The sequence below is a fragment of the Streptomyces sp. NBC_01537 genome, from assembly GCF_045040445.1.
In the GTDB taxonomy this organism is placed as follows: domain Bacteria; phylum Actinomycetota; class Actinomycetes; order Streptomycetales; family Streptomycetaceae; genus Actinacidiphila.
In genome coordinates this window covers 4,367,548-4,387,605 of the sequence record NZ_CP109392.1, presented here as the reverse complement: position 1 = coordinate 4,387,605, position 20,058 = coordinate 4,367,548, and the positions used below count along the sequence as shown (strand labels likewise).

Sequence of the window (20,058 nt, the reverse complement as noted above, 5' to 3'; positions counted from 1 at the left end):
AATGCGGCGGTGACCACGACTCCCGTGCGGCCGGAGGATGTTCCGGCCCGCCCCTGGCTGACCGCCGACGCCGAACGCTGGGCTGCCGCCCGCCTGCCGGCCTGGGCCCGGCCCAAGTGGCCGGCCCTGGCCTTGGTGGTGGCCGTCTTCCTCGCGGCGGTGGTGCTGTCGCCCGACGAGGTGTGCACGGTGTCCGCGCCCTGCGGTCCGGAGTGGGGCGGGGCGGTGGTGACCTTCCTGTTCGCCTGCCACGCCGGCTGGCTCTGGCTGCTGCCCGAGCTGGCCGTGGTCTCGGCTCCCGTGCTGCTGTGGACCATGACCGACCGCAGCATCTGGGTGGGCGGCACCGGCGAGAAGGCCGCCGACATCGCCGTGGTCGCCGTTCTGTGCTGGTCATGGGCGAGCGCGGGCGTACGGCTGCGCGTACGGCGACGCCAGCGGGTTCTCGCCCTCGACTCGGCCGGCGGTCTGACCTTCCCCGCCCCCGTCCGCAAGCCCGGATCGCGCCGCCCACCGCGTTCGAGTCGGGCCTTCATCGCCGCCGTACTGGTGCTCCTGGCCGTCTCGGCCGCCGCCACCGCCCTCGGCGTCTCCGGCTTCCGGTCCGACGAGGCGAAGGCCGCGGCCGCCACCCGCACCCCGGCCGTCGTCCTTGCCAACGGGTCCGAGGACACGATCACCGTCCGCTTCACGGGCGGCGGCCCAGCCGGCCGGCACCGCATAGAGGCGCTCTACCCGGAGGACCACGTCCTCGACAGCATCGTCCCCGTCCTCGTCAAGGGCTCCTGGATGCGGCTCGCCGCCGAGCCCTACCGGGAGCGTTTCGGTCTGCAGAGCGCCGCGCTCGCCGCCGGTTCCCTCGCCGTCACCCTCCTTGCCTACGGCCTCCTCGCTGCCACCCGCACCAGAGCCCTCGCCGGCGCCCCCACCCCCGCGCTGCGCGTCCAGGCCCGCCGCCGCCACGGCCGCACGCACATATATGCCGCCGACGACACCGGCGGTCAGCGCCCGCTCCTGACGTACGAGCCCTTCGGCGGAACCGCTTCCTCGCTCGGCGAGGCCGTACTCTACGGCGCCCCGCACGAAGGGGCCGAGGTCGTGCTGCTGCGCATGACCACGTCCAGCGTGCTCGCGATGGAGATGAGCGCCTTCCCGGCCCGTCAGGAGGGGCCGCAGCACCGTCGGGCGCAGGATCGCGCGCTGGACGGAGAGAGGACGAAGTCCGCCAGGCTCCGACGCGACAAGGAGGCCAAGGAAGCCGAGATCCTCGTCGCGGTCGCGACGATGGGGCCCGCCAAGGGGCCGGTCCGCTGGAAGGGCGGCCCGGTGGCCCGGATCTTCGGTGCGCTGATGATGTGTTTGGCCGCCGGGATGTTCACAGGCCTGCTGCTCGACGCCGACCGCAACGGCATCTCGCACTGGCTGGGTGCCCTGTTCGGCGGCTCCATGGCAGCCGTCACCGCCCTGCCACCCCTCACCTGGCGGATCACAGCCGACGCCGCCGGCCTACGGATCCGCCGCTTCGGCCGGTCCCGGCAGCTCCCCTGGGCGGACATCACGCGAGCCGTCTACACCGACGGCGGCCACCTGATCGTGCGCACCCGCAGCGGCCTCGACGACATCAACCTGGGCTCGGTCGGCTTCCCCCAGGCCGAGCGCGCCTTCGGGGTCCCTGCCCGCGCCGCCCGTGCCGCCACCGAGATCACCGCGATGGTGCGCGATCCCGCTCTGCGGCCCTCGGGCTGACCGGGCGGCCGGAGGCCGGCGCAGGGGCCCGATGCAAGCGGAGCGCCCGCGAGGGGTCCGGGAGGGAGGGGTCCGCCATGGTGCGCGACCCGGATCTGCGGCCGTCTGCCTGACCGGACGGCGTACGTCACATGCCGTACAGCGCAACGGGTTACGCGCATAGACCCGCAATTCGCCAAGATCCCCCGTTCGGACGACACCCGAACCTGCCCTAGACTCGGTCCCGTGCCTCGTGGTGATGGACTCCTCAACCACGACCTCCTCCCCGGCGAGAAGGGCCCCCAGGACGCTTGCGGCGTCTTCGGTGTCTGGGCCCCCGGCGAAGAGGTCGCCAAACTCACCTATTTCGGGCTGTATGCGCTGCAGCACCGTGGACAGGAGTCCGCGGGCATCGCGGTGAGCAACGGCTCGCAAATCCTCGTCTTCAAGGACATGGGACTGGTCTCCCAGGTGTTCGACGAGACCTCCCTCGGCTCCCTCCAAGGTCACATCGCGGTGGGCCATGCCCGCTACTCGACGACCGGCGCGTCGGTCTGGGAGAACGCCCAGCCCACCTTCCGCGCCACCGCCAACGGGTCCATCGCGCTGGGCCACAACGGCAACCTGGTCAACACCGCCGAGCTCGCCGAACTGGTCGCCGACCTGATCCCCCAGGGGAACGGCCGGTCGACCCGGGTCGCGGCGACCAACGACACCGACCTGGTCACCGCCCTGCTCGCCTGCCAGGTGGACGAGGACGGCAAGCCGCTGACCGTGGAGCAGGCCGCCACCCGCGTCCTGCCGCAGGTCAAGGGCGCCTTCAGCCTCGTCTTCATGGACGAGCACACCCTCTACGCCGCCCGTGACCCGCAGGGCATCCGCCCGCTGGTGCTCGGCCGGCTGGAGCGCGGCTGGGTGGTGGCCTCGGAGTCCGCCGCCCTGGACATCGTCGGCGCGTCCTTCGTCCGGGAGATCGAGCCCGGCGAGCTGGTCGCGATCGACGAGAACGGCCTGCGCACCTCCCGCTTCGCCGAGGCCCGCCCCAAGGGCTGCGTCTTCGAGTACGTCTACCTCGCGCGCCCCGACACCGACATCGCGGGCCGCAACGTGTACCTCTCCCGGGTCGAGATGGGCCGCCGGCTCGCCAAGGAAGCCCCGGTCGACGCCGACCTGGTGATACCGACTCCGGAATCCGGCACGCCGGCCGCCGTCGGCTACGCCGAGGCCAGCGGGATCCCGTACGGCTCGGGCCTGGTGAAGAACAGCTACGTGGGCCGGACCTTCATTCAGCCCTCGCAGACCATCCGGCAGCTCGGCATCCGGCTGAAGCTCAACCCGCTCAAGGAAGTCATCCGGGGCAAGCGCCTGGTGGTCGTGGACGACTCGATCGTCCGCGGCAACACCCAGCGCGCGCTGGTCCGGATGCTCCGCGAGGCGGGCGCGCTCGAAGTCCACATCCGGATCAGCTCGCCGCCGGTGAAGTGGCCGTGCTTCTTCGGCATAGATTTCGCCACCCGCGCCGAGCTGATCGCCAACGGTATGACGATCGACGAGATCGGCAAGTCGCTGGGCGCCGACTCGCTCGCGTACATCTCCATCGACGCGATGGTCGAGGCGACCACGATCGCCAAGCCGGACCTGTGCCGGGCCTGCTTCGACGGCGAGTACCCGATGGACCTGCCCGACCCCGAACTGCTCGGCAAGCAGCTCCTGGAGACCGAGCTGGCCGGCGGCGCGGACGCCGCGGACGCGCTCCGTCGCCCGTAATCACGATCGACCCGACGCAAGGACCACCACGGACATGTCCGAAACCACCGGTGCCAGCTACGCCTCCGCAGGCGTCGACATCGAGGCGGGCGACCGCGCTGTCGAGCTGATGAAGGAGTGGGTGAGAAAGGCCACCCGCCCCGAGGTCGTCGGCGGCCTCGGCGGCTTCGCCGGGCTCTTCGACGCGAGCGCGCTCAAGCGCTACGAGCGCCCGCTGCTCGCCTCCGCGACGGACGGCGTCGGCACGAAGGTCGACATCGCGCGCCGGATGGGCGTCTACGACACCATCGGCCACGACCTCGTCGGCATGGTCGTGGACGACCTCGTCGTCTGCGGCGCCGAGCCGCTCTTCATGACCGACTACATCTGCGTCGGCAAGGTCTACCCCGACCGCGTCGCCGCCATCGTCAAGGGCATCGCCGAGGGCTGCGTCCTCGCCGGCTGCGCCCTCGTCGGCGGCGAGACCGCCGAGCACCCCGGGCTGCTGGGCGCGGACGACTTCGACGTCGCCGGGGCCGGTACGGGGGTCGTCGAGGCCGATGCCGTGCTCGGCGCGGATCGTATCCGTAAGGGTGACGCCGTCATCGCCATGGAGTCCTCCGGACTTCACTCCAACGGGTACTCCCTCGTCCGGCATGTCCTCTTCGACCGCGCCGGCTGGGCCCTGGACCGCGACGTCCCCGAGTTCGGCCGCACCCTCGGCGAGGAGCTGCTGGAGCCCACCCGCATCTACTCCCTGGACTGCCTCGCCCTCACCCGTACGGCCCCCGTGCACGCCTTCTCCCACATCACGGGCGGCGGCCTGGCGGCCAACCTGGCCCGGGTCATCCCCGACCACCTGCACGCCACCGTGGACCGCTCGACCTGGACCCCGGGCGCGGTCTTCCACACGGTGGGCGAGCTCGGCGGCGTCGAGCGGCTCGAGCTGGAGAAGACGCTGAACATGGGCGTCGGCATGATCGCCGTCGTCCCTCAGGAATCGGTCGACGTCGCCCTCACGGTCCTGGAGGACCGCGGCGTCGGCGCGTGGGTCGCCGGCGAGGTCGTCGAGCGCGGTGCCCACGGGGACGCGGTGGCGCTCACCGGTGACTACGCGGCGTAGGTCGTGGTGGGCTTGTCGCGCAGTTCCCCGCGCCCCTTACGGGGCCCGTCGGCCGATGCCCAGCACGGGTTCTGCGGCCGACCTCGGCGAGTGAGCCGAAGCGGAGCGGCCGCTGTCGAAAGGGAGAACGCGCGGAGGCTCGCGAGGAACGAGTGAGTCGAGCACGATCGACCGTCGACAGTGGCTGAGCGCAGCGGAGGCGAACCGAGCCGCGAAAAAATGGAGACAGTGGCTGAGCGAAGCGGCGGCGAAATCGCCGCTAAAAAAAGCACAGCTGACCCGGTCCGGGGCGGAGCCCGGACCGGGTCAGTGGGACTGCTGTTGCGTCAAGCGCGACGGCGTTGCGTGGACGGCTCCGACTCTTCGTCGTCCTCGTCCTCGTCGTCGTTGTAGAGCGCCGCGTACTGAGCGTACGGGTCGTCGTCATGCTCATCGTCATCCTCCACAGGCTCCGGATTAACGTTCACCGGCTGTGTCGACGATGCGCCCAGCTCGTTGGCCAGACGTGACAGGTCGGTTCCGCCGCTGTTGTACTTCAGCTGGCGGGCGACCTTTGTCTGCTTGGCCTTGGCCCGGCCGCGCCCCATGGCTCGACCCCCTTAACGGCGGGGCTCGACGGCCCCGAGTCTTGACACGCGTTCACGATAGGGAACGGCCTCTCGGGGGAGAGTCCGGTCCGTGGCCTTCAACGGTACCTGCTTCCGACGCCGCACGGTACGTCGCCCGCACGACGCGCGTCGGAGCGGGTGCCCGTCTGGGCCCCTTCCTGGCTGGTCAGTCGCGATTTTACCTTCTTCCCGTGCGGTCTTGCGGGCGGGGCGTGGTAACGGCCTGATTGCCTTTTCGCGCGGCGCCGGGTGCGGCACCCTACCCCGTCCCTACCCCGCCGTGGGGCGCAACCAGCGCTCTGAGGGCGTCCGGTCGGCGATGCGCTGCTCGGCGAGGCGGTCGGCCGCGGCGGCCGGGGGAATGCCGTCAGCGGCCGCGCGCTCGAAGATGGCCAAAGTGGTGTCGAAGATTTTCGTGGCCTTGGCCTTGGCGCGGTCGAAGTCGAAGCCGTGGAGTTCGTCTGCGACCTGGATCACACCGCCGGCGTTGACGACGTAGTCGGGCGCGTAGAGGATCCCCCGGTCGGCGAGGTCCTTCTCGACGCCGGGGTGGGCGAGCTGGTTGTTGGCTGCGCCACAGACGACGGAGGCGGTGAGGGCGGGGACGGAGTCGTCGTCGAGGGCGCCGCCGAGTGCGCAGGGGGCGTAGACGTCCAGGGGGGTGCGGACGAGGACGCCCGCGTCGGTGACGGCGGTGACCTGGGGGTGGCGGGCGCGGACCCGGTCGACGGCCTCGGCGCGGACATCGGTCACGACGACCTCGGCGCCGTCGTCGAGGAGGTGCTCGACGAGGTGGTGGCCGACCTTGCCGACGCCGGCGATGCCGACCCGGCGGCCGCGCAGGGTGGGGTCGCCCCATTTCACCTGGGCGGCGGCGCGCATGCCCTGGTAGACGCCCCAGGCGGTGAGGACCGAGGAGTCGCCGGCGCCGCCGTTCTCGGGGGAGCGGCCGGTGGTCCAGGGGTTGGTGCGGGAGACGACGTCCATGTCGGCGACGTATGTGCCGACGTCGCACGCGGTGACGTAGCGGCCGCCCAGCGAGGCGACGAAGCGCCCGTAGGCGAGGAGCAGGGCCTCGGTCTTGTGCAGGTCGGGGTCGCCGATGATGACGGCCTTGCCGCCGCCGTGGTCGAGTCCGGCCAGGGCGTTCTTGTAGGACATGCCGCGCGAGAGATTGAGCACATCCTCGACGGCCGCGTCCTCGTTCGCGTACGGGAAGAAGCGGGTGCCGCCCAGGCCGGGGCCCAGGGCGGTGGAGTGCAGCGCGATGACGGCCTTGAGGCCGCTGTCGCGGTCCTGGCAGAGCACGACCTGCTCATGGCCTCCGTGTTCCGATCGGAACAGACGCGAGACGATGCTGTCGGTCTGACGTACGTCGGTCACTGTGGTGACTCCCGAAGTCCATAGGTCGCCCTCCATGCGGGTGGGGAGGGCCGGTTGGCAGAAGAGTAGAGCCACCTGCTCAAGGACATGCTCCCAGTGTCGTGGATCACTCCCGGCGGGGGAAGCGCCGTGGGACGATGCGAAGGCATCACCAGGGCAGAAGCCGTCTTGAGGGAGCGGGTGTGGGCTTGTCATCGGTGCTCGTCCCGTACGCCGCGTATCTGCGTGTCTACGAGCCGCTGGCGGCCTTTCCTGAGCCCGAACGCACCCGCTGGTACCGGTATGCCGCCTCGGGCGCCGAACGGACCGCACAGGACGAGCTGCGGCAGTCCCTGGCCGACCTGGTGCCGGTGCCGCCGGTCGCGGTGCCGGTGCACGAGAGCCGGGACGCCTTCGTGGCCGTCGTGGACGGCGTCACCCACATCTGCCCCTGGCGCACCCGCCTGCGCGGCTGGCTGGCCCTGGAGGAGCTCTCCGAGCAGCTCCCGCCGCCCGTCCTGGACGCGGTGCTGCCGCCCGTCGTGCGCGTGCAGGCCGAGGCGGACTACGAGGAGTGGCGGGCGGACAACCCCGACGCCCGCCCGTGGATCAAGTCGGCGACCTGGCATGTCCCGGTGCGCTGGTTCGCGCTCTTCGACGACTCCGAGCGGCAGTACGAGCCCTCGGGCGACGGCGAGTCCAAGCAGCCCGTGCTGCGCTACCGGACCCCGATGGTGCAGGCCCGCCGGCGTACGGCCCGGGGCCTGAGGGTGCTCAAGGATTCACTCGAAGAGGGCCCGATGATCGAGGGCCTGGTTGACGTCGGCCGCTGGCTGGAGGAGTTCCACCCGCGCTCCATGGTCGAACTCGACTACGGAGGGCTCGTGCACGCCATCGGTGTGGACGTCCTCGCCGAGGACCGTTCCGCCGCCGACGTGGCGGAGGGACTGTCGGCCCTGCGCGACGGCGACAGCACCCGGGCGGGCGAGGCGTACGAGCGGCTCACCGAACGCTGGCGACGGGTCCGTGAGCTCCAGTACGCGAGCTGAGTTGGAAGTTGACGGGCAGTCGGGAACTTTCCCAGATCCTGACCGTTGGCCTAAGGGTGACGTAAAGCACGTTTGAGGGCCTTGCCGTACTACCCCACCCCCGTGACAATATGGGACAAGGGGTCCGGAACGGCCCCTTCTGTCCGTCTATGTGCGGCTTGTTGGGCGTTACGCGCGTTGCGGTGGGGCTGGGGCTCATGGGTTCGCTGTGACTGATCGTTACTCTCGGGTGACTGTCCGTTATGGCATGGTCCATCGGCTTCCGCCGAGCTTGAACACCTGCGATGGCAAATCCATCGGTTTGGCCGACACGGCTGGACAGATGGTGTAGTTGTAGTGCCAAGGACAAGCCGTTCGTCCTATTACCGACTCGACTCGCGTCCCCCATTTCGGGCAACGCGGGTCAAGGTGCAGAATTTAGAGGAAAGAACCGTGTTGGTTCGGTTCTCTCGAGGAGGCCGCTCATGACCGCTCGCACCCCTGATGCCGAGCCGCTGCTGACCCCCGCTGAGGTTGCCACCATGTTCCGGGTGGACCCGAAGACGGTCACGCGCTGGGCCAAGGCTGGCAAGCTCACGTCCATCCGTACGCTCGGCGGGCACCGCCGCTACCGCGAAGCGGAGGTCCGCGCACTTCTGGCCGGCATTCCGCAGCAGCGCAGCGAGGTCTGACCTGCTCTAACGGGTGTTCTGCCGGGGCCCCCACCCCGTCGGCCCACCCGCTCCACCGGGTCCTCTGCCCCCATCAGGGGAACCCATCGGATGCGTTGATCGCACCGGACTCCGCCGGGTCCGGTGCGATCTTTTTTTGTGCCCGGGGGGCCTCCCGGGCGCGCCCGGGGGTGCCTGGGGTGCGTTCCTGTGTGTTTTCTGTGCCTGTCCCAGTGAAGTGCAATTGCACATATTAAATTGACAGGTCCGCAGAGGGTCTCAGGTTCCACCCTCACCGAGAAACTTTGCGTGACACCCGTCACAGGCTTGGCTCTTGTCCCTGCTCAGCCTCATACGGTAGTGGAACCCCCCGCCCCACCGGTACCACGCCTCGCGCGGCCGCGGACAGCACAACGGCCCGCCCCCGGTTCGGGATGCGGGCCGTGACGGTCCCGGAAAGTACTACGGCCCGCATCCCAAGATGGGATGCGGGCCGTGACATCTACTGCGGTCCTGACGGGATTTACTGCGTCTCATCTGCGGCCGGCGCCGCGTGGCGCGGCCTCCGGTCTGCCGCCTCGGACAGCGCTACGGCCCGCTCCCTGAGTGGGATGCGGGCCGTGACATCTACTGCGGTCCTGACGGGATTTGAACCCGCGGCCTCCACCTTGACAGGGTGGCGAGCACTCCAAACTGCTCCACAGGACCAGGTTTTCGCAGCCGGTGTTTCTTGGCTGCGAGAGAGACTGTACAGCAGGTCAGGGGGTGCAGGCGAACTCGTATCCGCAGGGCCGGGACCTCGGGGGTTCGGGCCGGTTCCGGGTCCGGCGGACGGAGTCCGGCGCAGCGGCTCGAAGCCCGGGAGGCCCCCTGGGGGCCGAGCGGTGCGAGGGGCGCGTTGGGGGTTGGGTCTGTACAGCAGGTCAGGGGGTGCAGGCGAACTCGTATCCGCAGGGCCGGGACGTCGGGGGTTCGGGCCGGTTCCGGGTCCGGCGGACGGAGTCCGGCGCAGCGGCTCGAAGCCCGGGAGGCCCCCTGGGGGCCGAGCGGTGCGAGGGGCGCGTTGGGGGTTGGGTCTGTACAGCAGCTCAGGGGGTGCAGGCGAACTCGTATCCGCAGGGCCGGGACCTCGGGGGTTCGGGCCGGCTCCGGGTCCGGCGGAGCGGCTCGAAGCCTGGGAGGCCCCCTGGGGGATCGGTGGTCAGCCCCAGGCCTCGTCGAGGGCTTTGAAGATGCGCTTGTCGGAGACGGGGTGGGCTGTGCCGAGGGCGTGTGCGAAGTAGCTGACGCGGAGTTCCTCGATCATCCAGCGGATGTCGCGGACGGGCTGGGGGACCGGCCGCCCCGGCGGCTGCGCGGCGAGGAGTTCGGCGTACTCGGTCTGGATCTCGCGGACCTTGTCCATGCGGGTGGTGTCGCGCTGGGCGGCGGCCGGCATCTGCTGGAGGCGGCGGTCGAGGGCGACGAGGTAGCGGAGGAGGTCGGGGAGGCGGCGGAGGCCGGCGTCGGTGACGAAGCCGGGGTGGACGAGGGCGGCCAGGTGCTGCTTGGCGTCGGCGAGGTTGGCGACGAGGGCGAGGCTGGTGGTGGCCTTGAGGCGGCGTTCGCAGGCCTGCCAGGCGACGAGGACCTGGCGGACGCGGGCGATGGTCTGGATGGTGAGCTCGACGAGATTGGCGCGCACGGAGTCGAAGAGCTTGCGGAAGGACTCCTCGTCCCAGGCTGGGCCGCCGTGGTCGGCGATGAGCCGGTCGGCGGCGGCGGTCATGCAGTCGTCGAAGAGGGCGGCGACGGAGCCGTGGGGGTTGCGGGCGAGGGCGAGCTTGTCCTGGTTGCTGAGCCGGTCCTGGGCGAACTTCGAGGGGTTGGTCGGGACGTTGAGGAGGATGAGGCGCCGGGTGCCGCGCCACATCGCCTCGGCCTGCTCGGGCTCGGTGTCGAAGAGGCGTACGGAGACCGAGTCGCCCTCGTCGACGAGGGCCGGGTAGGCCTTGACGGGCTGGCCGGAACGGCGGGTCTCGAAGGTGCGGGTGAGGGTGCCGATGGTCCACTGCTTGAGGCCGGTGCGCTGCTCGACGCGGGCCACGGGGGAGTCGGCGGCGGCCTCGAAGGCCTTGGTGATGGCGGCCTGGGTCTTGGGCCGCAGGCGCAGCTTGAGCGCCTCCAGGTCCTTGTCCTCGGCGAGCTTGCGCTTGCGCTCGTCGGTGATCCGGAAGGTGATTTTGAGGTGGTCCGGGATCCGGCCGAGGTCGAAGTCCTCCTCCGCGACCGGCACGCCGACCATCCGCTGCAGCTCGCGCGCCAGCGTCTGCGGCAGCGGGTCCTGCACCGGCACGACGCGGTCCAGGAAGGCCTTCGCGTAGTTCGGGGCAGGCACGTAGTGCCGGCGGACCGGCTTGGGGAGGGAGCGGATCAGCTCGGTCACGACCTCCGCCCGGAGGCCCGGGATCTGCCAGTCGAAGCCCTCCGCCGAGACCTGGTTGAGCACCTGAAGGGGGATGTGGACGGTCACGCCGTCCGCGTCCGAGCCGGGCTCGAACTGGTAGGTCACGCGGAACTTGAGCCCGCCCTGCCGCCAGGAGTCCGGGTAGTCATCCTTGGTGACGGCCTCCGCGCTCTCGTTGATCAGCATGGAGTGCTCGAAGTTGAGCAACTCCGGCTCCTCGGCGCGCTTGTGCTTCCACCAGGAGTCGAAGTGGGCGCCGGAGACGATGTGCTCGGGGATGAGGCGGTCGTAGAAGTCGAAGAGCGTCTCGTCGTCCACCAGGATGTCGCGGCGGCGGGCGCGGTGCTCCAGGTCCTCGACCTCCGCGAGCAGCTTGCGGTTGTCGTGGAAGAACTGGTGGTGCGTACGCCAGTCGCCCTCGACCAGCGCGTTGCGGATGAACAGATCGCGCGAGGTCTCCGGGTCGATCCGGCCGAAGTTGACCTTGCGGTCGACGACGATCGGCACGCCGTACAGCGTCACCTTCTCGGTCGCCATGACCGCGGCCATCTTCTGTTCCCAGTGCGGCTCGCTGTAGGTGCGCTTCACCAGGTGCTGGGCGAGCGGCTCGACCCACTCGGGCTCGATCTTCGCGTTGACCCGGGCCCAGAGGCGGGAGGTCTCGACCAGCTCGGCGGACATGATCCAGCGCGGCGGTTTCTTGAAGAGGGAGGAGCCGGGGAAGACCGCGAACTTGGCGTTGCGGGCGCCGATGAACTCGTTGTTCTTCTCGGGGTCCTTCAGGCCGATGTGGGAGAGCAGGCCGGCGAGCAGTGACGTGTGCACAGCCTGTGGAGGAGCGGCGTCCTCGTTCCCGGCCGCGTTCTCGGTGATGTGGATGCCCATGGTCTTGGCGACCGAGCGGAGCTGGCTGTAGATGTCCTGCCACTCGCGGATCCGCAGGTAGTTCAGGAACTCCGTGCGGCACATGCGGCGGAAGGCGGAGGAGGACAGGGTGCGCTGCTGCTCGCGGACGTAGTTCCAGAGGTTGAGCAGGGCCAGGAAGTCGCTGGTCTCGTCGGCGAAGCGGCGGTGCTTCTCGTCGGCGGCCTGCTGCTTCTCGGAGGGGCGCTCGCGCGGGTCCTGGATGGACAGGGCGGCGGCGATGACCATGACCTCGCGTACGCAGTTGTTGCGGTCGGCCTCCAGCACCATGCGGGCCAGGCGGGGGTCGACGGGCAGCTGGGCGAGCTTGCGGCCGGTCTGGGTGAGCCGCTTCTTGGGGTCCTTCTGGGTGGGGTCGAGCGCGCCGAGCTCTTCGAGGAGCTGGACGCCGTCCTTGATGTGGCGGCTGTCCGGCGGGTCGAGGAAGGGGAAGCGGGCGATGTCGCCGAGGCCGGCGGCGGTCATCTGGAGGATGACGGAGGCCAGGTTCGTACGGAGGATCTCGGCGTCGGTGAACTCGGGGCGGGACTCGAAGTCCTCCTCGCTGTACAGCCGGATGCAGATGCCGTCGGACGTACGGCCGCAGCGGCCCTTGCGCTGGTTGGCGCTGGCCTGGCTGACGGGCTCGATGGGGAGGCGCTGGACCTTGGTGCGGTGGCTGTAGCGGGAGATGCGGGCGGTGCCGGGATCGATGACGTACCGGATGCCGGGGACTGTGAGGGAGGTCTCGGCGACGTTGGTGGCCAGGACGATGCGGCGGCCGGTGTGCTGCTGGAAGACGCGGTGCTGCTCGGCGGAGGAGAGTCTCGCGTACAGCGGCAGGACCTCGGTGAATCTCAGCTGTTTCTTGTTGAGCGCGTCCGCCGTGTCGCGGATCTCACGCTCGCCGGAGAGGAAGACCAGGATGTCGCCGGGGCCGGCCGACTGGAGCTCGTCGACGGCGTCGCAGATCGCGGTGATCTGGTCGCGGTCGTCGTCCTCCTTCTCCTCCGCGAGGAGCGGGCGATAGCGGACCTCGACCGGATACGTACGGCCGCTGACCTCCACGATCGGCGCGTCGCCGAAGTGCCGGGAGAAGCGCTCCGGGTCGATGGTCGCCGAGGTGATGACGACCTTGAGGTCGGGGCGGCGGGGGAGGAGCTGGGCGAGGTAGCCCAGGATGAAGTCGATGTTGAGGCTGCGCTCGTGGGCCTCGTCGATGATGATCGTGTCGTACGCGCGCAGCTCGCGGTCGGTCTGGATCTCGGCGAGCATGATGCCGTCCGTCATCAGCTTGACCAGCGTGCTGTCGCCGACCTGGTCGGTGAAGCGGACCTTCCAGCCGACGGCCGCCCCGAGCGGGGTGTTCAGCTCCTCCGCGACCCGCTCGGCCACCGTGCGGGCCGCGATCCGGCGGGGCTGGGTGTGGCCGATCAGGCCGCGTACGCCGCGTCCCAGCTCCAGGCAGATCTTGGGGATCTGGGTGGTCTTGCCCGAGCCGGTCTCGCCCGCGACGATCACGACCTGGTGGTCGCGGATGGCCGCCAGGATGTCGTCCTTCTTCTGGCTGACCGGCAGCGCCTCCGGATACGTGATCCGGGGTATGGCCGCCCGCCGCCGCTCGACCCGGGCCTCGGCCTTGGCCAGTTCCCCGTCCAGTTCGGCGAGCACGGCGGCCCGGGCCTCGGGCTTGCGGATGCGGCGGGCGCCGTCGAGGCGGCGGCCCAGCGACTGCGCGTCGCGCAGGGTCAGTGACGCGAGGCGGGCGCCGAGGTCGGCGAAAGCGGGAGCGGGCGCGGCATCGCCGCGGGGGTGCGTAGACATACCGCCGTCCAGGATCGCATTGGGTACGGCTTTCCGGCGAACAGCTTTTTGCGTCCGCGTCCGGCAACGACGAAGGCCCCGTCCGGAGACGGGGCCTTCGTCGTGCGGTGGCTGGGGCCGGGGTCGAACCGGCGACCTACCGCTTTTCAGGCGGTCGCTCGTACCAACTGAGCTACCCAGCCGCAGCGGTCCTGACGGGATTTGAACCCGCGGCCTCCACCTTGACAGGGTGGCGAGCACTCCAAACTGCTCCACAGGACCTTGCTGTACAGCGTGCGAACGCAAGTCTCGCACACAGTTTTGTTGCGTGCCCCCAACGGGATTCGAACCCGTGCTACCGCCTTGAAAGGGCGGCGTCCTGGGCCACTAGACGATGAGGGCTGATGGCCCGCCGTCCGGTTTTCTGCGGCCGTCGGGGACGTGAGAAGCATATGGGATGCCAGTCGGTATCGCCAAAACGGTTTAACGCGAGGTGGCGGGCGTCGGTGATCGGCCCGGCTTCACGTCCTCCGGGAGGTGGCGGCTGACCTCGGCCGTGGTGAGTCCGAGGCCGCCGAGGGTGATCTCGTCCCAGGCCTGGAGCTGGTGGGTGTCGCGGTCCAGGTAGAGGACCGAGGCCATGATCTTCTGCGGGGTCTTGTTCTCGACGGCGCGCAGTCCGCCGCCGCCCGTGGAGCCCTCGATCATCATCCGGCTGCCCTGCTTCAGGACGCCGATGTCGCGGTGGTGGAGGTGGCCGCTGAGGATCAGCGGGACGGTGCCGTCGGCCTCCGCCGCCGCCACGGGGTTGTGGGCGATGGCGATGTCGACCTTGTCGCCGGTGGCGTTCTGGCGGCGGATCGCGGCGGCCAGCTCCTGGCCGGCCACGCGCTCGGAGGGGTCGCCCTCGGCGGCGACGGAGCGGTCGGGGGTGAACTGGGGGTCGCCGATGCCGGCGATGCGCAGGCCCTTGACCTCGATGGATTCGCCGTTGTCGACGACGTGGGCGCCCTTGCGGGAGGCCACGGACTGCTGGCTGCTCAGTGAGTCGTGGTTGCCGCGTACGAAGACGTAGGGGGCGCCCAGGTCCGGGATGGCGGAGGTGAAGCCGTTCTCGGCGGTGGTGCCGTGGTCCATGAGGTCGCCGGTGTCGATGATCACGTCGATCTTGTACTCGGTGACGATGGACTCGATGATCTGCCAGGCGGCGGGGTTGAGGTGGATGTCCGAGACATGCAGTACGCGCAAGGTGGTGGGGTCCGGGTTGTACGCGGGGAGGGTGGAGGCCGCGTCGTAGAGCTTGGTCATGTTGGTGACCAGGCGGGCCAGCTCCTGCTGGTAGACGTCGAAGTCGCTGACGATGCTGCGCGCGTTGCCGACGACCGAGGGGGCGCTGCTCAGCAGGCCCGAGTAGCGCGGCTCCAGGACGGACTTCGGGTTCCAGGTCGCGTACGCGGTCCCGCCGCAGGCCAGCAGCACGACGAAGGCCAGCCCGCCGGCGGCCATCGCGCGGCCTGGCCTGCGGTAGACGGCGAGGCCGAGGGAGGTGGCGCCGACGAGGACGGCGGCGGCGGACTGGGCGGCGAGCTGGAAGGTGCTGTGCTGGACGTCGCGGGCGACCTCGTCCTGCAGGCCGCTGATCCGCTCGGGGTGCTTGACCAGGGCCTGGGCGCGCTCGGGGTCGAGGGCGCTGACATCGACCTGGAGGGCCAGGGGGCCGTCGTGGCTGTCCAAGTCCAGGGCGCCCAGCGGGGATACGTTCACCTTCGTGTCGCCGGTCCAGGAGGGGTGCAGCGACATCCGGGTGTTCATGGGGCCGACCGGCTCGCTGATGCTGCCGAGCACGACGAGGCCGAGCCAGCCGCCGACCAGAGTGACGGCGATCAGGGCGAGGACAGGCGCGAGGGTGGAAGGAAGGCGGCGGACGCGGTTCGGTAGGTCTCCGGCCATTGCCGACGTATGCCCGCGCACGGCGGGCCCTATGCCTTCAGTCTTCAGCCTCGGTCTCAGCCCCAGCCCAGCTCGTGCAGCCGCTCGTCCTCGATGCCGAAGTGGTGGGCGATCTCGTGGACGACGGTGGTGGTGATCTCGTCCACGGCCTCGTCCGGGGTGTCGACCATTCGCAGTATCGGGCCCATGTAGATCGTGATCCGGTCCGGCAGCACCCCCGCGTACCACTCGCCGCGCTCGGTCAGCGGCGTCCCCTCGTACAGCCCGAGCAGGGTCGGGTCGGTCTGGGCGGGCTCGTCCTCGACGAACACCGCCACGTTGTCCATCACCCGGGCAAGCTCCGGCGGGATCTGGTCCAGGGCATCGCTCACCAGTTCCTCGAACGCGTCGCGCGACATCTCCAGCACAGGGCCATTGTCCGCTGTCCCGGCCCGGTTTTCAGAGCGCGTGTGCGATCGCCACTCCCGCGAAGGCCGCGCCGAGACCGGCGACGAGGCTCGCGACGACGTTCAGCAGCGAGTAGAGGCGGGCGCCCTGCTCGGCGAGCCGCAGGGTTTCGTAGGAGAAGGTCGAGTACGTGGTCAGCGCGCCGCACAGGCCGGTGCCGAGGAGCAGTTGGAGGTGCGGGGAGAGCGCCGCGCCGGTGAGGAGGCCGAGGATCAGGCAGCCGGTGACGTTCACGGCGAAGGTGCCCCAGGGGAGGACGGAGTCGTGGCGGGACTGGACCGTACGGTCGGTCAGATAGCGCAGGGGGGCGCCGACGGTGGCGCCGGCGATGACGAGCAGCCAGTTCACTTGCCGTCCTCGCCGTTTCTGCCGGCGTACCGGATGACCTCGACCTCGTCGACCATGACCAGGCCTCCGGTCACCAGCCTGTCGAGCTGGGGGAGGAAGGCGCGGACGCGGTCCTCGCTGTCGACGATGACGATGGCGACGGGCAGGTCCTCGCTGAGCGAGAGCAGCCGGGAGGTGTGGATGCGCGAGGAGGCCCCGAAGCCTTCGACGCCGTGGAAGACCGAGGCGCCGGCCAGCCCGGCGGCGTGGGCGCGGTGGACGATCTCGCTGTGGAGGGGGCGGTGGTGCCAGGTGTCGTTCTCGCCGATGAAGATCGTGACCCGCAGGGCCGGGCCGGTGAGTTTCGTCACGTCAGCAGTCTCCTGGTGAGGGCGGCGGCGGCCCATACGGACAGCATGGCGGCCAGGAGGGTGGCCGCGAGGTAGGCCAGGGCGAGGGCGGCGTGGCCGCCGTCGGCGAGGCGCTGGATGTCGACGGCGTACGTCGAGAAGGTGGTGAAGCCGCCGAGGACGCCGGTGCCGAAGAAGGGCCGTACGAGGCGGTGCGGTGACAGCAGTTCGGTGATGACGACCATGAACGCGCCTATGACCGCGCAGCCCAGCGCGTTGACGGCCAGGGTCGTCCAGGGGAACGCGCCGGGGGCGGTGGGCCACAGCAGGGCGGCGCCGTAGCGGGCGCAGGCGCCGGCCGCACCGCCGAGGGCGATGACGGCGAGGACGGGGGCCTGGCCGCGCAGGACGGCCGGGCGGCGGACGGGGGCCCGGGGCGGGGGACCGTCGCCGATCACCTGTGATTCGGGGCTGCCCATGGTCCGGGACGGTACCTGAGCCCCGCTGTTCGTGCCGTACCGGGCCATACCGTGCCCGTGCCCGTGCCGTGCCCGCGCCGTCCTGCCGTGTCCTGGCGGCCCGGCGGTCCGTTGGACAGCGCGAAGCCGCCGCCGTAAGGCCCGAAGAGCGCTGAGGTGTCCCCCGTGAGCGTACGTACGCGTACAGCCGCCGCCCTGCTGTTGCCCGTGCTGGCCGTCACCGGCTGTATGAGCGTGGCGGGCCAGGGCGGCGACGACCCGAAGTCCAAGGGCGGCACGACGGCCGGGGCGGGGGAGGCGGGCGGCACGAGCGGGGGCGGGCCGGGCGGGGGCGCGGCCTGGCCGGGCGGGCGGAACGCGGCGGCGGGCGGGACGCCGTCGGTCTCGGGGACGGGCAAGGGCGGCGCCGGGTCCGGGTCGCCGTCGGCGAGCGCGCAGGAGTCGGTGCCGGGGCCGACGCAGGGTCCGGGCGGTTCGGGGAAACCGTCGGCGGGGGGCTCCTCGGCTCCGCCGTCGGCCTCGGCCGGGCCCTCGCAGTCGGCCGAGCCGCCGGCCTCGGCCTCGCCGAGCCATGTCGACCCGTCGCCGGAGCCGAGCTCCACGCCGCCGACCCCGGAGCCGTCGAGTGCGCCTCCTGCGGCGGCGTAAAGGTGCAGGTCAGGCGAACGGAAGGGAGGCGATTGGTCAGCAGGGGGATTGATGCGTATGCTGGTAGATCGTTTGATCCCACCGCCCGGCACCGAACCGAAGAGTGCCGCGTTGGCGCGTTCCTTTAACTCCTTGGCTGACCGCATTGAGGCGGTTGTATGCAACCTACGGAGCCGGCGCGTGCCTGAGTCTCCGAGAGGTTTTGCTTCAGCATGTCTATTGACACTGCCGACCGTTCCGCCATGCCCACGGACGAGTCCGTCGTCGTCGAGATCGCCGACGCGATCGACGCCGTCGAGTCCGCCGAGGTCATCGACGACATCACGGCCGACACCGACGCCGAGGAGACCACTCCCGGCGTCACCTTCGCCGACCTCGGCCTCGCGGACGCCATCGTCCGCAAGCTGGCCCAGAACGGCGTCACCACCCCCTTCCCGATCCAGGCCGCGACCATCCCGGACGCCCTGGCCGGCGAGGACATCCTCGGCCGCGGCCGCACCGGCTCCGGCAAGACCCTCTCCTTCGGTCTGCCGCTGCTGACGCTGCTCTCCGGTGGCCACACCGAGAAGAAGCGCCCCCGCGGCGTCATCCTCACCCCGACCCGTGAGCTCGCGATGCAGGTCGCGGACGCGCTCCAGCCGTACGGCGACGTGCTCGGCCTGAAGATGAAGGTCGTCTGCGGCGGCACCTCGATGTCCAACCAGATCTACGCCCTTGAGCGTGGCGTCGACATCCTCGTCGCCACCCCGGGCCGGCTGCGCGACCTGATCGACCGCAAGGCCTGCGTCCTGGACCAGGTCCAGATCGCGGTCCTCGACGAGGCCGACCAGATGGCCGACATGGGCTTCCTGCCCGAGGTCACCGAGATCCTCGACCAGATCCCGCAGGGCGGCCAGCGGCTGCTGTTCTCCGCCACGCTGGAGAACGAGATCGACACCCTGGTCAAGCGCTACCTCAAGGACCCGGTCACCCACGAGGTCGACGCCGCCCAGGGCGCCGTCACCACGATGTCCCACCACGTCCTGGTCGTGAAGCCCAAGGACAAGGCCCCGGTCACCGCCGCGATCGCCGCCCGCAAGGGCCGCACGATCATCTTCGTACGCACCCAGATGGGCGCCGACCGCGTCGCCGAGCAGCTGCGCGAGGCGGGCGTCAAGTCCGACGCCCTGCACGGCGGCATGACCCAGGGCGCGCGCACCCGGACCCTTGAGGACTTCAAGTCCGGTTACGTCAACGTCCTGGTCGCCACCGACGTCGCCGCCCGCGGCATCCACGTGGACGGCATCGGCCTGGTGCTGAACGTCGACCCGGCCGCCGACCACAAGGACTACCTGCACCGCTCGGGCCGTACCGCCCGCGCCGGCGAGTCCGGCACGGTCGTCTCGCTGGCCCTGCCGCACCAGCGCAAGCAGATCTTCCGCCTGATGGAGGACGCGGGCGTCGACGCCTCGCGTCACATCATCGGCGGCTCCGGCGCGTTCGACGAGGAGGTCGCCAAGATCACCGGCGCCCGCTCCCTGACGGACGTTCAGGCCGACGCCGCCGCCAACGCCGCCCAGCAGGCCGAGCGCGAGGTCGTCGAGCTCACCCGTGAGCTGGAGCGCCTGCAGCGCCGCGCCACCGAGCTGCGCGAGGAGGCCGACCGCCTCACCGCCCGCTCCGCCCGCGAGCGCGGCGAGGACCCGGACGAGGCCGTCGCCATCGCCCAGGCCGAGGCCGCTGTCGCTGTCGAGGCCGCGGTCGCCGCTGCCGCCGTCCCCGTCCAGGCCGCGCCCCGCGAGGAGCGCTCCGAGCGCAGCGGCGGCTACCAGCGCCGCGACGACCGGGGCAACTACGAGCGCCGCGACAACCGCCGCGACGACCGCCCGTCCTACGGCAGCCGCGACAACCGCCGCGACGAGCGCCCGGCCTTCAACCGCGACCGTCGTGACGAGCGCCCCAGCGGCGGCCGTTCCTTCGGCAACCGTGACGACCGCCCGTCGTACAACAGCCGTGACCGTCGTGACGACCGCCCCACCGGTGGCCGTTCCTTCGGCAACCGTGACGACCGCCCCTCGTACAACAGCCGTGACCGTCGTGACGAGCGTCCGGCCTCCGGCGCCGGCCGCTCCTTCGACCGCCGCGACGACCGTCCGTCCTACGGCAGCCGCGACCACCGCCCCTCCGGCGAGCACCGCCCCGCCGGCGGCGACCGCCCCTTCAACCGCGACCGTCGTGACGAGCGTCCCGCCGGCCGCACCTTCGACCGCCGCGACGACCGTCCCGCCTACGGCAGCCGCGACAACCACCGCCCCGGCACCACCGGCTCCGGCACCAGCACCGGTTCCTTCGGCCGCCGCGACGACAAGCCGCGCTGGAAGCGCAACGGCTGACGTTGAGTAGATGAGTCGGGCCCGGCAGATGCACCGCATCCGCCGGGCCCTTCTTATTTGTGTGGCGGGA

15 protein-coding genes and 4 tRNA genes are annotated in these 20,058 nt (G+C 70.7%); 6 read left to right on the top strand and 13 right to left on the bottom strand.

Annotated features, from left to right (window positions below; translation table 11 throughout):
• Positions 1 to 9 precede the first annotated feature (9 nt).
• From OG607_RS20155 to purM, 3 genes are all read left to right on the top strand, one after another.
• Positions 10 to 1,746 carry a hypothetical protein gene (locus OG607_RS20155; RefSeq protein ID WP_405724994.1) on the top strand — a complete coding sequence of 579 codons (1,737 nt, stop codon included), beginning with the start codon at positions 10 to 12 and terminating at the stop codon, positions 1,744 to 1,746.
• 225 nt (positions 1,747 to 1,971) lie between these two features.
• The gene (gene purF, locus OG607_RS20150) at positions 1,972 to 3,492 is read left to right on the top strand and encodes an amidophosphoribosyltransferase (protein ID WP_405724992.1); all 1,521 of its coding nucleotides are present in this window, start codon (positions 1,972 to 1,974) and stop codon (positions 3,490 to 3,492) included.
• Positions 3,493 to 3,526: 34 nt separating this feature from the next.
• Positions 3,527 to 4,594: a phosphoribosylformylglycinamidine cyclo-ligase gene (purM, locus tag OG607_RS20145; protein ID WP_405724989.1), complete on the top strand. Its 1,068-nt coding sequence runs from the start codon at positions 3,527 to 3,529 to the stop codon at positions 4,592 to 4,594.
• A gap of 326 nt (positions 4,595 to 4,920) precedes the next feature.
• Here the strand turns inward: purM and OG607_RS20140 are convergent, their stop codons facing one another.
• Both OG607_RS20140 and OG607_RS20135 read right to left on the bottom strand, forming a co-directional pair.
• On the bottom strand, positions 4,921 to 5,181 hold the full coding sequence (locus OG607_RS20140; RefSeq protein WP_329314483.1) for a DUF3073 domain-containing protein: 261 nt from the start codon (positions 5,179 to 5,181) through the stop codon (positions 4,921 to 4,923).
• Positions 5,182 to 5,472: 291 nt separating this feature from the next.
• Positions 5,473 to 6,585: a Leu/Phe/Val dehydrogenase gene (locus OG607_RS20135; protein ID WP_405724985.1), complete on the bottom strand. Its 1,113-nt coding sequence runs from the start codon at positions 6,583 to 6,585 to the stop codon at positions 5,473 to 5,475.
• A 137-nt stretch (positions 6,586 to 6,722) separates the two neighbouring features.
• Here OG607_RS20135 and OG607_RS20130 point away from each other — a divergent pair, with 137 nt between their 5' ends.
• Positions 6,723 to 7,613 (top strand): hypothetical protein, encoded by an 891-nt coding sequence (locus OG607_RS20130; protein WP_405724982.1) that lies wholly within the window; start codon positions 6,723 to 6,725, stop codon positions 7,611 to 7,613.
• Between the two features lie 464 nt (positions 7,614 to 8,077).
• Positions 8,078 to 8,284, top strand: coding sequence for a developmental transcriptional regulator BldC (gene bldC, locus OG607_RS20125; protein WP_027749187.1), 207 nt, complete (start codon positions 8,078 to 8,080; stop codon positions 8,282 to 8,284).
• A 612-nt stretch (positions 8,285 to 8,896) separates the two neighbouring features.
• On the opposite strand, the gene OG607_RS20120 is transcribed toward bldC, so the two are convergent.
• The 11 genes from OG607_RS20120 to OG607_RS20070 all read right to left on the bottom strand — a co-directional run bounded on the left by OG607_RS20120 (position 8,897) and on the right by OG607_RS20070 (position 17,570).
• Positions 8,897 to 8,971: transfer RNA gene (locus OG607_RS20120), tRNA-Asp, on the bottom strand.
• Between the two features lie 493 nt (positions 8,972 to 9,464).
• Positions 9,465 to 13,436, bottom strand: coding sequence for an ATP-dependent RNA helicase HrpA (hrpA, locus tag OG607_RS20115; protein WP_405724978.1), 3,972 nt, complete (start codon positions 13,434 to 13,436; stop codon positions 9,465 to 9,467).
• 108 nt (positions 13,437 to 13,544) lie between these two features.
• A tRNA-Phe gene (locus OG607_RS20110) sits at positions 13,545 to 13,618 on the bottom strand.
• A gap of 4 nt (positions 13,619 to 13,622) precedes the next feature.
• Positions 13,623 to 13,697 (bottom strand) — tRNA-Asp (locus tag OG607_RS20105).
• A 47-nt stretch (positions 13,698 to 13,744) separates the two neighbouring features.
• Positions 13,745 to 13,817: transfer RNA gene (locus tag OG607_RS20100), tRNA-Glu, on the bottom strand.
• A gap of 81 nt (positions 13,818 to 13,898) precedes the next feature.
• Positions 13,899 to 15,365, bottom strand: coding sequence for a metallophosphoesterase (locus tag OG607_RS20095; protein ID WP_405724975.1), 1,467 nt, complete (start codon positions 15,363 to 15,365; stop codon positions 13,899 to 13,901).
• A gap of 56 nt (positions 15,366 to 15,421) precedes the next feature.
• Positions 15,422 to 15,772 carry a metallopeptidase family protein gene (locus OG607_RS20090; RefSeq protein WP_405724972.1) on the bottom strand — a complete coding sequence of 117 codons (351 nt, stop codon included), beginning with the start codon at positions 15,770 to 15,772 and terminating at the stop codon, positions 15,422 to 15,424.
• Between the two features lie 31 nt (positions 15,773 to 15,803).
• Positions 15,804 to 16,160: a fluoride efflux transporter CrcB gene (gene crcB, locus OG607_RS20085; RefSeq protein ID WP_405724969.1), complete on the bottom strand. Its 357-nt coding sequence runs from the start codon at positions 16,158 to 16,160 to the stop codon at positions 15,804 to 15,806.
• Positions 16,157 to 16,510 (bottom strand): DUF190 domain-containing protein, encoded by a 354-nt coding sequence (locus OG607_RS20080; RefSeq protein ID WP_405724966.1) that lies wholly within the window; start codon positions 16,508 to 16,510, stop codon positions 16,157 to 16,159. Before OG607_RS20080 ends, crcB begins: the two co-directional genes overlap by 4 nt.
• Complete coding sequence (locus OG607_RS20075; protein ID WP_405724963.1) at positions 16,507 to 16,968, bottom strand: fluoride efflux transporter FluC; 462 nt, start codon at positions 16,966 to 16,968, stop codon at positions 16,507 to 16,509. The genes OG607_RS20080 and OG607_RS20075 overlap by 4 nt, the downstream gene beginning before the upstream one ends.
• Entirely contained in the window at positions 16,944 to 17,570 is a 627-nt protein-coding gene (locus OG607_RS20070) for a hypothetical protein (protein WP_405724960.1), read from the bottom strand. Before OG607_RS20070 ends, OG607_RS20075 begins: the two co-directional genes overlap by 25 nt.
• Positions 17,571 to 17,828: 258 nt before the next feature.
• On the opposite strand from OG607_RS20070, the gene OG607_RS20065 reads away from it, so the two are divergent.
• Positions 17,829 to 19,988: a DEAD/DEAH box helicase gene (locus OG607_RS20065; protein WP_405724957.1), complete on the top strand. Its 2,160-nt coding sequence runs from the start codon at positions 17,829 to 17,831 to the stop codon at positions 19,986 to 19,988.
• The last annotated feature ends 70 nt before the right edge of the window (positions 19,989 to 20,058 follow it).